The organism is Halococcus sediminicola (genome assembly GCF_000755245.1).
GTDB lineage: Archaea > Halobacteriota > Halobacteria > Halobacteriales > Halococcaceae > Halococcus > Halococcus sediminicola.
Genome location: NZ_BBMP01000005.1, coordinates 33,106 through 45,531 on the forward strand (window position 1 = coordinate 33,106; position 12,426 = coordinate 45,531).

The 12,426-nt window shown below is 55.6% G+C and carries 13 protein-coding genes and 1 pseudogene; 7 read left to right on the forward strand and 7 right to left on the reverse strand.

Features of this window, described 5'->3' with window-relative positions:
* Window positions 1–429: 429 nt before the first annotated feature.
* From ACP97_RS02035 to ACP97_RS02045, 4 genes are all read right to left on the reverse strand, one after another.
* Window positions 430–906: a transcriptional regulator gene (locus ACP97_RS02035; RefSeq protein WP_049996183.1), complete on the reverse strand. Its 477-nt coding sequence runs from the start codon at window positions 904–906 to the stop codon at window positions 430–432.
* Window positions 907–2,911: 2,005 nt separating this feature from the next.
* Window positions 2,912–3,055 carry a hypothetical protein gene (locus tag ACP97_RS19610; RefSeq protein WP_154019904.1) on the reverse strand — a complete coding sequence of 48 codons (144 nt, stop codon included), beginning with the start codon at window positions 3,053–3,055 and terminating at the stop codon, window positions 2,912–2,914.
* A gap of 59 nt (window positions 3,056–3,114) precedes the next feature.
* Window positions 3,115–3,273 (reverse strand): hypothetical protein, encoded by a 159-nt coding sequence (locus ACP97_RS02040; RefSeq protein ID WP_237561063.1) that lies wholly within the window; start codon window positions 3,271–3,273, stop codon window positions 3,115–3,117.
* Window positions 3,274–3,466: 193 nt separating this feature from the next.
* Window positions 3,467–3,649 (reverse strand): hypothetical protein, encoded by a 183-nt coding sequence (locus ACP97_RS02045; RefSeq protein ID WP_049996185.1) that lies wholly within the window; start codon window positions 3,647–3,649, stop codon window positions 3,467–3,469.
* A 290-nt stretch (window positions 3,650–3,939) separates the two neighbouring features.
* Between ACP97_RS02045 and ACP97_RS19615 the strand changes: the two genes are divergently transcribed.
* The 5 genes from ACP97_RS19615 to ACP97_RS02065 all read left to right on the forward strand — a co-directional run bounded on the left by ACP97_RS19615 (window position 3,940) and on the right by ACP97_RS02065 (window position 6,990).
* A complete protein-coding gene (locus tag ACP97_RS19615; RefSeq protein WP_161782610.1) occupies window positions 3,940–4,089 on the forward strand; it encodes a hypothetical protein in 150 nt (49 codons plus the stop codon).
* Between the two features lie 825 nt (window positions 4,090–4,914).
* Window positions 4,915–5,367, forward strand: a complete 453-nt coding sequence (locus ACP97_RS02050; protein ID WP_049996186.1) for a hypothetical protein — start codon at window positions 4,915–4,917, stop codon at window positions 5,365–5,367.
* Between the two features lie 39 nt (window positions 5,368–5,406).
* Complete coding sequence (locus ACP97_RS02055; RefSeq protein ID WP_049996187.1) at window positions 5,407–5,604, forward strand: hypothetical protein; 198 nt, start codon at window positions 5,407–5,409, stop codon at window positions 5,602–5,604.
* 92 nt (window positions 5,605–5,696) lie between these two features.
* Window positions 5,697–6,701, forward strand: a complete 1,005-nt coding sequence (locus tag ACP97_RS02060; RefSeq protein WP_049996188.1) for a Cdc6/Cdc18 family protein — start codon at window positions 5,697–5,699, stop codon at window positions 6,699–6,701.
* A gap of 88 nt (window positions 6,702–6,789) precedes the next feature.
* Complete coding sequence (locus ACP97_RS02065) at window positions 6,790–6,990, forward strand: hypothetical protein (RefSeq protein ID WP_049996189.1); 201 nt, start codon at window positions 6,790–6,792, stop codon at window positions 6,988–6,990.
* A 26-nt stretch (window positions 6,991–7,016) separates the two neighbouring features.
* Here the strand turns inward: ACP97_RS02065 and ACP97_RS20665 are convergent.
* The 3 genes and pseudogenes from ACP97_RS20665 to ACP97_RS02075 form a co-directional block, all read right to left on the reverse strand.
* Window positions 7,017–7,145, reverse strand: a pseudogene (locus ACP97_RS20665) (ferredoxin); the annotation flags it as partial.
* Window positions 7,146–7,161: 16 nt separating this feature from the next.
* Window positions 7,162–7,584: a type II toxin-antitoxin system VapC family toxin gene (locus ACP97_RS02070; RefSeq protein ID WP_049996190.1), complete on the reverse strand. Its 423-nt coding sequence runs from the start codon at window positions 7,582–7,584 to the stop codon at window positions 7,162–7,164.
* A gap of 1 nt (window position 7,585) precedes the next feature.
* On the reverse strand, window positions 7,586–7,813 hold the full coding sequence (locus ACP97_RS02075) for a ribbon-helix-helix protein, CopG family (RefSeq protein ID WP_049996191.1): 228 nt from the start codon (window positions 7,811–7,813) through the stop codon (window positions 7,586–7,588).
* A gap of 390 nt (window positions 7,814–8,203) precedes the next feature.
* On the opposite strand from ACP97_RS02075, the gene ACP97_RS02080 reads away from it, so the two are divergent.
* Together ACP97_RS02080 and ACP97_RS02085 are read left to right on the forward strand one after the other, a co-directional pair.
* Window positions 8,204–9,664, forward strand: coding sequence for a ribonuclease H-like domain-containing protein (locus ACP97_RS02080; RefSeq protein WP_049996192.1), 1,461 nt, complete (start codon window positions 8,204–8,206; stop codon window positions 9,662–9,664).
* Window positions 9,665–10,041: 377 nt separating this feature from the next.
* Window positions 10,042–12,375, forward strand: a complete 2,334-nt coding sequence (locus tag ACP97_RS02085) for a DEAD/DEAH box helicase (protein WP_049996193.1) — start codon at window positions 10,042–10,044, stop codon at window positions 12,373–12,375.
* The last annotated feature ends 51 nt before the right edge of the window (window positions 12,376–12,426 follow it).

Here is a 12,426-nt window from a genome sequence, read left to right on the forward strand (position 1 = left end):
GAAACGGCTCTTACAGGGTTAATTCACTAGCAAGATGGATATAGTATTAAAGTGGAAGCGATAGATGCAGACAAAAGCCAAGTATGAGATACACCCTTTGTATCCCGCACAGGATATCTGACAGCTGTCGGAGAGTACACAAGTTAGAGTCTGGGTTCTATTGCTAACCTCTATAGAATCGCCGAGACCGGAAGATTATGCTCTAAACGCGCTTGAACGCGCCGCGCAGATCAACCTGCCACAATCTCGCAAGGGCAGGCACGCCGATACTGATGCCTATTGCGAGGCCGATCAGAAAAACGAGTTCGTTCATACGCACTGCATCGACGGCCACTACTAAAGCACCGATCCATGCGGTCTGAAAGTGAAATCAGCCATCAGCGGCTTTCATGGGCGAGATTCCATCAGATATAGAGACCAGAGAAGGATTCATTCATCGAGCCAGTCCTGAGCCGTTTCTTCCCGAACACCGCCGGCCTCAACTGCGATATGCACCATTGCTTCTTTGATGTTCTCTACGTCGTCCCGAAGCTCCGCAACTTCCTCTTGCACCTCTTCGAAATCCTCCGGCCGAACGAGAGACGAGGCAGACACGTCCAGCCCATCCGAACAAAATTCCTCCCCACGGTCAGTCAGCTTCCACACGATAGCCCGTGCTCCACGCCCCGTATAGACCCGGTCAATTTCCTCGATCAATTCCCAATTTTCGAGCCGGCTTGTGTGGTGGCGAATGCTCCCGCTGGGAACGTTTGACCGCTCCCGTAACTCTGAGGTGTTCATCGCACGATTGTCAGCAGCGAATAACAGTGTCAGGATGTTCCGCCGTGCTTCTCCGAGGTGGTCACGCATCTCCTCGAATGAGGGAGGAAACTCACTGGGGCTGTCCTGTTCAGTAGCGTCGCCCATGGTCCGATATTTTCCTCACGTAGCTATAATAATATTCCGATATATAGCTTTATCAGACCGCACCGACACCAAAACACCCGACAAAGAGGAACCCAAAAACATACCGAGCAACCAATCTAAGGGCGGCAACCCAAGCAACCAAGAGCACCGAAGCGCGAGAACTGCCGACTGCATCCAGCAGGAACTACAGAGGGCATCCAAGCAAAGTGACCAGCAAAACTGGCATCCAAATCACCAGCATGCTGATATAGAAATCAAGCCGGCGAAGCACACCGACAGAAGACCGCTGAGTAAGACATCGTGGCCGAGATACAGAGTCCAGGACTTCTACCTGAGCAGGAGGCAGAACCGGTGGAGTAAACCAGCACCGTGTGAGCAGCGAGCATCCCGACAGTCCAGTATCTACGAGCAGACCAACACTGTGAGTGAGTAACCACTGGACAGGCCAGTAAGACCAACAGCCGGACAGTCAACGGCGCGTAGCGACCACCGTCCTCCGACAGTCACGGATACTGAGTACTGGTCCCGAACTCCGGGAGAGAAAAGCGACAACGGGCCACGGACAACAGCCCGAATATGAGAGAAGAGAGGACTGGAAGCGTCCATGTCCCATCAAGGGAGAAGACAGAGCGCCGGGCAAATCACAAGCCAGTCCAGAGAGGCACACAGCGCCGTAGAGAGCGTGTTGTACTCACCACGGAGAGGAAGAAGCCACGACTAAGCACAACCCGCCGAGAGAGCGGATGCAGTACCTCTGAGACACGCAAGAACATCGAGCTTTCCAAGCAAATGTGGCTACTGAGACACCGACGGCCGCTGAGAGCGAGAGGCTTCCGTCAGACTACGCGAAGCAGCGCAGCAAGCGCTACCAACAGCACTGACAGCAACGGGCCAGCCGGCCGGCAGAACCAACTGAGCGGCCAGCCAGCCGAGTGTGGGCGACATCTACACTTCCAACAGCAGCTACCCACGAGCGACAACACCGACTCACAACCAACAGCGACGCTACCAACAGTACAGTACCGGCAGGGCCGGATGCCCCACCATGAGCGTACATGCTGGGATGCCGGCCGAGCTATGCTGCAAGATTCCATTACTTGGAGTGACTCTCAGCTGGTCTCTGATGCAGTACCGTAACACAGTGTATCAGAACCCGGCAGCAACGCCTGACAACGAGTGAGTTAACACCCCGAGGGAAACGCACAAGCGGACTGTCACCCCATGCGACACAGCGAAGCCGACTGTCCGGGGACTGCCTGCCACTTGTGCATCATGGATGCCAACAGAAGGTGCTCTCTCCCGACTGTCCGGTGGCGAAATGAATCCCTGGACTGTCCACCAGCGAGAGCTTGAAACCGACTGTCCACCACCAGCAAAGTGCTACGAGTGTTCTGCCTGAGAACCGGAGTGAACCGTGTAGGGACGCTCATAATCAACTTTCTACGCTGGCAACAGAACCGGACCACAACGGGGCCAGTTTGCCACCACCACGCCAGGATCACGTCGGTTCTGCTGTCTTCTGATCAGAGGTTCTCTACCGCTTTTCCAGCAGTAAGACGCCGCAACAAACCAACTGGCAGATTAGTGTAGCGCTACGCCCGCTGGCTGGCAAGGGGTAGTAGTCTAATCCCGGCTGGCCCACGAGCACGATCTCCATCCGACCGGAGAGATGAGCACGCAGACCGACCGAGGTCCCATATGCGGCAGGCGGTGCGGTCTATCGGTGCAGATCTCGTTCGGTCTCGCTATTCACCATTCGATGCGCTCCCGCCTGACGCCGGACGTGCGATCAGCATCCGAACGACTGGAAGACGGTACAGCCCGCGATCTGTGAGACCCGCCCGCCAAGTTATCGTCGTGATCTCGTCGAGCGACCAGTTCTATAGCACTTAGCAAAATTGACGAGTAACCGGTCTGCTGTATACAGCCTCTATAGCTCCCACTCCGGACTCAGTAATTCCGACTGGCACGTATCTGCCGTCGGATAGCGGATCGTACCTCGCCGTCAGCTCGATTGAAATCGATGCTTAGTATCGCCGTGTGGACACTCGATGACGTCCATCGTCTCACCGTTCGCGAGTTGGCGTTCGTCCTCGGCGACAGGCTCGCCACATGACTGGCAGATACGCTCGGCTCCACGTCGGTACACCAGATATTCTCATCGCTGTTCTCTTCGCCTCAGTCCGGGCAGTTCCAAGCCATTAGCTGTTATTCGTACATGTTCTTGGGATCGTTCGGCACGTCGAGCTTGCGCTCTTCCATTGCCTTCATGTGCCAGTGTTGGACCCGTGTCTGGAAGAGTTGCATCGCCATCTCGTCGACTGCGTCGGTATCATAGTCACGGGCGATCTCCTGTGCATCCTCCATACTCATCTTCATTAGCTTCTTGTAAAAATCTCTCATTGATAGCTTGCTCTCGGAACTCACTCACTCCCCTGTCGTGGTCGGGGTTTCGGTCGGGGTTTCAATCGCCGTCACGGTCCCGAGATCCGTGAACGCTGTCATGTGGCCGTCTTGGTTTCATTATCCGTTGAGATATTTGAGGATCAGTGCTCTCCTCTCAGCTCTCCGCATCAGCCGGGTGTTTGTCGCCGTCCTCGTAGATGATATCACCGACCGTGATCGCCTCGCCAAGCTCGGTGCTCAAACGCTTGAGGGCCATGTCGACATCTCCTCTCTCGTCAGCGTCGGTATCAACATTAGCGTTCTCCTCGCTGTCTTCATCCGGGATGTACCACAACACCGTTCGCCCGCCCGTATCCCGCTTTTTGACTTTGCGCTCGAATCGTAATTCATTGAGTTTGTTCCGCGCGGTCAGCGTCGAGCGCGGCGGCAGCGGCGGCCGAAACAAACCAGCAGGTTGCCACCGACGGCGGTACCCAACAGGTTGCCCCCGCCGACGCAGGCGACACCGACGGCACCCGGTCACGGACCGACCATTGGGGTCAGGCAGTCGAACACTTCGAAGATGAATCCGTGGGTGCAGGTGAGAAATCCGAGTGCCAGTCGTGCGGCGCGCGCTTCGAGATAGCGATGGTAGCCGCGACAGCCGAAAACAGCCCCAACTGGGAGGAATTTTACGAGTCCCGGAGCTGTGGCGCGACGGGGTCGTTCCGCGTTGATGGCGAGAGCGAACCAGACCGGCGGCGGTGGACCGGACGTATCGCCTACCCGGACGAATAACACCGATGCAATGCGCGATTTGCGGCGCGGACGGCGCTGAATACGACGACCCGGTTGCACCCCGCTCGGCTACGCGCGGACTGTGCGGTATCTGTCGGCAGCGCGAGGGCGCGCGCTAACTCCCGGGCGGCGCTTTCGGACTCCACCATGTAACAGACCACGCTTGCCAACGGTCAGACGACCAATGACTAAACCCACGGCGAGCACGCTACCGAAGGGCGATATGTCACGATCCACTTGCTAGGAACCCTCCACGAGCAGGAGGTGACAGCTTCAGAGAACACATCGAGTCTAATCCTGCCTTGTGTAACAATTCGACAAGAGGCCAAGGCCAATATGTTACATAAGGTGGGTCGAGCGTCCCGATAGAGCCTATCTCTTTTGGCATCGATGGCGATCAAAGACTGGACGAGAGCGCACCAAACAAGATCGTTTGTTATCATACCGATTCAGTGCGCCGAACAGCTACGTTCCTCTCCGTTGGTGTATGGTGGCGTTCTTCGTATCGAGACATGGGAGCGAGAATTGAGCGTGACAGTGTTATTTCCACACAAAGCTTATTACAAATAGCTTGGAAGCGCTAGTCGGAGCACCTCCCCGCTCCTAGAAAATCGGAGACCAGATCGGCCCGCTGCGTGGCATCACCGTTGCGGGAGGAATCTCCCCGACCCGTCTCTCAGAGGCCAGTTGCATAAGTCAACTGGCCGATCTTCCTGTCGCTCCGTTCGACAGCCAAGTCCACAGAGAGAAGTTCGAGCAAGAGATTCGTCGGTGAGAAAGCCAGAAGGGTTATTCGAAGAGACAACTGGATATCCACTCACAGCCATGGATCACGCCCCGTACGATATTGGCGAACCAGTCGTTGACCGCGAGCAGGGTGAGAATCCCAATACAGCGATCATCGTCAACTGTCCCCCCAAAACCGCCGACGAGTGGACTGCCTACCGCGATACGACTGTCGCCGAGGACAATCCCGACTACCCCGAAGATGCACCCGTTGCTGTCGCTGTTTATCGCGACGGGCTTGCCGAATTTGATCCCGACTGGGACGACCGCAACACACCATTCTCACTTAGCGATCTCGGTGAAGCCGGTGTCTCACACTACTCGTTCCCTGCGCCACGGCTCAGAAGTCTCGAACAATCCGAGACTAACGGCGAGCAAGAAGCCCAAAGCAACGAACGCACGGCCGAAGAACCCTCTCTCAGCGACGAAGATGAGGAAACAAGGAGTACAGAGGAGGAACCAGCTATTGACGACAGCGAGAGCGCCTCCTAAATCGAATCGGAACCTAAAACCGAACAGTCGGCTGCTCTCGTGACACTCAAAGAAACGCTCGCAGAGCGTGGGGTGAGTGCTGAAATCGATATGGATGGAGGAACCGTCACCGTCGAGAGTCTCGGCGTTACCTACCGCGTCAAGCCCGACGGAGTTATCGACGGTGACGGCCCTCACCGCGAGCAAATCGAACGGATCGCTGGGGAGTATGGCGAGCGTGCTACCGGACCAACGTGAGTATTGGTTTAATTGAACGGACAGTGTGGTTTCTGGAAGAACTGGAAAGTCGACGCCGCCATTTATACTGCTACGCGAGGCACCCGTAAATCATGATCCAAGATGCCCGCGTCCTTCAAGACGAGTTCATCCCGAAGGAGATTGGGCATCGTGATCAGGAGATGAATGCCCTCTCGCGGGCACTTGATCCAGCAACGCGCGGTCAGTCTGCTGAGACCACCTTCCTGTTCGGTCCCTCCGGCGCGGGGAAGACCTGTCTCGCACGCTTTGCTCTCGACAGGCTTCGGGAGGCCGTGATCGATCTCAACCACCAGTACGTTAACTGCTGGCGCGACTACAACCGCTTTCGCGCGCTCTATCGCATCGTCGAAGCCACTGGACCCACCTATGACATCCACCGCCAGTCGACACCCACCGATACATTGCTCGACCGTCTCGATGAGTACGACGGTCCACCGTTCGTCGTCATCTTAGATGAGGTCGATCAGTTGCAAGACGAGGACGTGCTCTATGATCTCTACCGAATGCGAGGCGTCTCAATGATCCTGATTGCTAATCAAGAAGAAGAATTGTTCAGCTCTCTCGACGACCGCCTCGTCTCACGTCTCCGGGGTTCGACACGCATCCGCTTCGAGAAGTACGACCTCGACGAACTGGTATCAATTCTGGAAGACCGAGTGCAATGGGGTCTTACCGAGGATGCACTCACCCACGAACAGTTGGCATTGATCGCCGACGCCGCCGCGGGTGACGCCCGCGTGGCGATCTCCATCCTTCGGAGTGCAGCGCGGCGGGCCGAACAGCAAGAGGCGGAGACAGTCGATTTCGAGACAATACACGAGGCGATTCCGGAAGGACGAACTGAAGTCAAACAGAAAAACATCGAACAACTCACGCCTCACCAGCGCACACTCTATGAGATCGTCAAAGAATACGAGACACTCGCCCCGAGTGACCTCTACGAACGCTACAGAGAGCGCGTCGACAAGCCCCGATCCAACCGTACGGTACGCAACTATCTCTCGAAACTCGCTCACTACAACCTCGTCACTAAGGAGGGCGATGGACGTGGGCGGACCTATCGTCTTCTGCCCTGAACAACTCAGACGAAGCCCCCCCCCCTGCTGGCAGTTCTGGAAAGCTGCCACCCGCATTCATTACGAGAGAATTTGACTGTACATTTGTATGAGCGCTCTCGACGCTCTCAACGCCTGTGTCCGCCGCCTCAGGAGTTTCACTGCCGCCGAGAAGGCGAGCAGTGAGTCGAGCGAGAACACCCGTGAGGACGATATCTCGCGGGCTACTCGCCGGCTCAGACTCGTGAAGCTACTGCTCGCCACGATTGCAACCGCACTCACGATTATGCGGATGCTCGGATGGCTATAACGCTGATAACAGCGGTCCGAACTCAGCTAACGCGGGAGTACCTGCCCCCAGACATGTTTGTCTAGGAGTCTGACCGTCATCGGTTTCTCGACCTCGATACAACACGAGAGACGCGGATAGCCGAATCGAACAGCCGCAGCGTCGTGCCAGTGAGAATCGAACGCAGATTTCTCAGTCGAGTTCGGCCAGTGGAACGGCCGTGACTTCGGCTTTGTCCGCCGCATCTTGCTGTGGCCCGTCCTCCGTCACGAGAGTTAGCCCACGGCCTTCAGCGACGGTGATATAACTCGCATCGTAGAACGTCGCTCCTGTTTGGCGTGCCATGTCCATCGTCGGACGGAGCAGGGTTTCCGTAGCGCGCTCGAACGTCACCTCGCGGTTGAGACGGCCGAGTATATCCAGCGCCTCATCCAACTCCTCATCAGTGAGCGCGTCCTTCGCAAAGCGGATTTTCCGTAGTGCATTACCGGCCTCGTACATCGTCAAATCGAGAACGTGCTCACCGAACACAGCACCAATATCGACGCTCTCCGGGCCGAGACCCAACACGAGATCAACGAGTGCACTCGCGTCGAACAGATACCGCTCTCCCACGTCAGTTCTCCTCGCGGGTCTCACGGACTGCCGTGGCAACGTCGCTTTTGTCCACACGCCCCGCCAGTTGGTTGCCGAGCGCCGCCGAATCCCGCTGGAGTTCTGTCCGACGACGGTCGCGGAGTTCATCGCTAAGGGCTTCCCGAATCACTTCGCTGACGTTGATTCCCTCTCGGTCGATCTCATCTTTGAGCTCATCCGGCACTTTCGCCGAGACAGTTTTTACCATACTCCGTATTACGTCCAGGTATTACTAAAGCGTTGTACTTGTCCGGTGGTCGGGGAGAGACGTCGCACACAGATTCGAGAGCGGGTACTGGGAGTCGATTGTACGGAAGACAGGCGCATAGCCTCGCCGTTTACGGCAGGGGATACGCGCCTTTCTCCCACGTAAACGGCAGCTATCGCACAGTCACGCCTATTTTTCCTCGTGCTTGACGTCGACGATGCACGTGCTCAATATCTCCGCGAGTTCTTCGGCCATGTTCTTCATAGTCGATGGCCTTCACGAGGGTCGAGAGTATCGCCTGCCTGAACTCGCATCAGGAGCAACATTCTTATCCAGAGCCACGCTCAAGTAGTTTCTACTCAAAAACGATCTCACGTTCACACTATCGACATGCCTCACGCTCATTCGACGGCCAAACTACTCGTCATCCCCTCCACGGTTGCACTCCAGTTTTCGCCACCGGAGTTCGAAGATGCACTCAACTATTTCGCGCCCGACGCCCTCACCGTCCTCGGTCCTCAAGAACACTCCTACACTACGGCTGCCTTCGATCATATCACAGATGACTCTGTTCCCGTCGTTTTCGAATCGTTCGGTGCCTCTCTCACCGACGACTTTCGACCGGTGAAATTGAACGATATCGATGTGGTTTTCGCAAACACCGCTGCTGATATCGGATCTCTCTCCGACGCTGAGGCAGACGGGTTACTTAATACTGATACGGAAACCTACATCGTGAGTGGACTCCTGAGTCTGAACATCGATACCGATTCCCTTTCGACCACCCTCACCGGTCTCTCCGAATATCATACAGCACTCTCACCGACCAAAAAGAAAGGCTCGTACACACACCTCACGACGAAGATCGAAGCCGGCTACGCCCACAGATGGGAGGGCCTCCGAATCCGTGGAATAGGTCTTCAAGAAGGGCCTGGGTTGCCCCCATTGACCTGTTTTACACTCGATAGGGAGGGTCACACAAAAGCAGAATCGCTTGATCCCGGCAAACTGGGCCTCCGCGCTATCCATGGTGTCGGCCCAACCACTGAAGACCGACTCCAGGCGGTAGGGATCACCACCACGGAAGATATCGCCGCCACGACCGTCAGAGATTTAGCCAAAATCAAGGGTATCGGATCGAAGACCGGTGAGAAGCTTCGCTCGAACGCACAGGCCTTCACCGAGGGCCGTATCATTCGAACCAGCGATACACCCCTTCCCGGCCAAGACCCTGTCTTCATCGATATCGAGACAGATGGATTGAACCCGACGATTGCATGGTTAATTGGGGTTCAGGACGGCATCAACGGCAACTACATTTCATTCATTCAGCCCGACCCCGAGGAACCAGGGAAAGCAGTTCGTGACTTCATGCTCTGGTACACGACGAACGCATCGGATCGGACGCTGATCGCGTGGAACGGTTGGAACTTCGATTTCCCTGTGCTTCGTGAGCAGATCACCGCACACTGCCCGCAGTATCTCGAAGCCTGGAAGCGAGCTTCAAAGCGCGACCCACTCCGATGGGCTCGTGACCTCGACAATGCTGTTTTCCCCGGTCGGACAAACAAACTTGAACACGTTGCCGACGCACTCGGCTGGGAGCACGACGATACGGGCCTCTCAGGAGCCGCTGTCGGCCGTGCATATCGGCGATGGATAGAGACACGTAGTCCAGACCACGAACTCAACTGGGAGCGTCACAAGAGCTACTGTGAGGATGATGTCCGTTCACTCGCATTCATCTACGAAAAGATGGATGAGGCGAATCGACTCGCTGCGACGAACGAAAAGCGGTCTCAGCCAATCAGAGAAACTACTGACCAAGGAACGCTTGGAGATGCTTACTGAAATCCTAAAAACACGTCAGGGCAAGGTAGTTCACAGCCGATGATCGACCATAGATCATATGACCGACTGGCGAGCAGGAAGCATGCGATTTCTCATTGGGTCAGTTCTATGACTCAGTGCTCTCTTCCCTGGAAACGGCCACTTCGTCGTCTGACTCGTCGGTGGGATGGTCGCCAACTACATGGTCAACACGACCACCACGGGTGGTCTCTAACACGGTCTCTAGCCGGGTCGCTTGGTGGGTTCCTCACCGTTCCCAGTAGGAATTGCATTAGTGATCTCAACTGCAACCGTGGATACGCCGGTCAACGGGCCTACACAGTGGATGAATCCCTCCCATTCGAACATTTCAGACATACCGCAACCATTTCAGAACCATGAGTGACACCCAAAAACCTGGCGCGGACTCGCTTGCAAAAACCTATCCCCACTACTCCGGACAGGTCGTCTACGATCATACTCAACCTGCAGCTGATGCTAATACGGTTCCGGCTGCCGACGTGCTCGAACCCGGGCTCGCCAACCGACTCCCGCACGACCTTTACACTCATCAAGCCGAAGCTCTGTCCCTGCTCGAAGCCGGCGAGAACGTCTGTGTCGCGACATCAACGTCCTCAGGAAAAACGTTTGTCTACGGATTGCATATCGCCCGTCAACACTACCGGCAAAAGGATTCGACCGCACTGCTGGTTTATCCGACGAAAGCGCTCAGCCGTGATCAAAAACAAGCGCTCGATGATCTGTACACTACCCTAGGGCTGGACATTGATGTAGCCGTCTACGATGGAGATACCCCCTCAAACGAGCGCCGACGTGCTCGTGAAGAATCGGATGTCATTATCAGCAATTTCGCTGGAGTCAATGTCTACCTCTCAGACCATGCTCTCTGGAAAGAATTCTACTCTCACTTAGACCTCATCGCAATCGATGAAAGCCACTCCTATACAGGAATTCAGGGGATGCATGTCGCGTGGGTGATTCGTCGTCTCTGGCGTGTCCTCGATAGATACGGTGTCGACCCGCAGGTAACGCTCACGTCCGCAACCATTGGGAATCCAAAAGAGCACGCTGAATTGCTCACAGCGAAAGCAGTACAGGTCGTCGACGAGGACGGCTCGCCCCATGGCAAACGCAAGATCGTTTTCTGGGATCCACCCACTGAAATCGACAACAACGGTGAAGAAATCAAGCGCTCAGTCAACGAGGAAGCCAGTGACGTTCTCGCACACCTCGCCGACAGAGACCTGCAGACGTTGATGTTTACCCGGTCACGCAAGCAGACTGAACTCAACGCACGTCGGGTTCGGAATGCCGACGAGGACCTCGTGCCAACTGGGGAGCTCAATGTCGAAGCCTACAATGCGGGCCATGGGAAGGATGTCCGACAGCAGGCTGAGGACAAACTCAAAAACGGCAAATTGGATGGTATCGTTTCGACCAACGCTCTCGAACTCGGTATCGATATCGGGAGCGTAGATGCGACAATCCTCACTGGGTACCCAGGAACGCGCCAGTCGTTTTGGCAACAAGTAGGTCGCTCAGGTCGAGGGCTCTCTGATGCACTAGGTGTGTTCGTCGCGAACCACGATTCCATCGACCAATATATTCTTGATCACCCACAATACATCCTCGGCGATACCATCGAAGATGCAGTCATTGATACCACAAATAACCCTGTCTACGCACAGCATCTCCTCTGTGCCTCTGAGGAAATTCCGCTGACCCACGAGGATAGCCAGTGGTTCGGTGAAGAGCGCCTCGAACGCGCCGTCAAAATGTGGCGCCGTGCTGGAAAGATGGTAGGACGACTCGACACAGGCGTCCAATACAACGGCCCTCACAGACCACAGATGGACATCTCGATGTATGCGACAAAGAGTGAGCAGTTTGAGGTTCGCGTCAAAAACGGCGAGATCGACATGGAGCCCATCGATAAGGTTCGAGCCTATCGGGATTTTCACGAGGGAGCCATCCACCTGCACAAGGGAACCGAATACGAAATCATCGAGCTAAACGAGGAAGGGGCTCACCCGTTCGTCCTCTTGGAACGAACGAACGCTGAATACTATACCCAAACCCTCTCGGAGATCACAATCAGTGACCTCGATCAACAGAACTCGCATGATCTTGGGGACGATATCACCCTCTGTTATGGGGAGGCCACGGTCAACGTTGACTACTACGCTTACAAGAAAATCAAGTACAGTCGCGATAGTGGTGGGCTTCAACTCTCGACAGGACTCGACCCCATCGAGATGCGAACCCAACTCATGTGGGTGGCTTTCCCTGAAGGAACACTGAATGATCTGAACGAGCAAATGAAGATAGACGTCGATCCAGAAGTGTTACTCGGAGGACTCCACGCTGCTGAACACGGAACAATTGGGATGGCACCACTCGAACTCCGATTGGATAAAGGCGATCTCGGTGGTCTCAGTCAACGTCGACATCCAGAACTCGATGGACCCGTCTGGTTCGTCTACGACGGCGTTGGGGGAGGCTTGGGGTTCAGCCGGGCGATCTTTAACAACTACGAGACAATTGCCACGCATACCCGCGATATGATCGACAACTGTGGGTGTGAAGGCGAGGACGGCTGTCCAGCGTGCGTGATGGAGTCGAATTGCGGGGACGACAACAGCCCCCTCCACCGAAGTATGGCAGTTGAACTTCTTGAGAAGACGCTCACCGGATATCAAACTGACTCCTAACCATCACCCGGCACGGGAGTTTGCTCTGAACACAATCGAGAGCGTGGACGT

Bases quoted from the DNA above. Each gene is read 5' to 3' on its own strand.
- ACP97_RS02050 (WP_049996186.1), top strand. From the start codon at position 4,915: ATGGATCACGCCCCGTACGATATTGGCGAACCAGTCGTTGACCGCGAG.
- ACP97_RS02060 (WP_049996188.1), top strand. From the start codon at position 5,697: ATGATCCAAGATGCCCGCGTCCTTCAAGACGAGTTCATCCCGAAGGAG.
- ACP97_RS02075 (WP_049996191.1), bottom strand. From the start codon at position 7,813: ATGGTAAAAACTGTCTCGGCGAAAGTGCCGGATGAGCTCAAAGATGAG.
- ACP97_RS19615 (WP_161782610.1), top strand. From the start codon at position 3,940: ATGGTAGCCGCGACAGCCGAAAACAGCCCCAACTGGGAGGAATTTTAC.
- ACP97_RS02080 (WP_049996192.1), top strand. From the start codon at position 8,204: ATGCCTCACGCTCATTCGACGGCCAAACTACTCGTCATCCCCTCCACG.
- ACP97_RS02040 (WP_237561063.1), bottom strand. From the start codon at position 3,273: ATGGAGGATGCACAGGAGATCGCCCGTGACTATGATACCGACGCAGTC.
- ACP97_RS02085 (WP_049996193.1), top strand. From the start codon at position 10,042: ATGAGTGACACCCAAAAACCTGGCGCGGACTCGCTTGCAAAAACCTAT.
- ACP97_RS02065 (WP_049996189.1), top strand. From the start codon at position 6,790: ATGAGCGCTCTCGACGCTCTCAACGCCTGTGTCCGCCGCCTCAGGAGT.
- ACP97_RS02035 (WP_049996183.1), bottom strand. From the start codon at position 906: ATGGGCGACGCTACTGAACAGGACAGCCCCAGTGAGTTTCCTCCCTCA.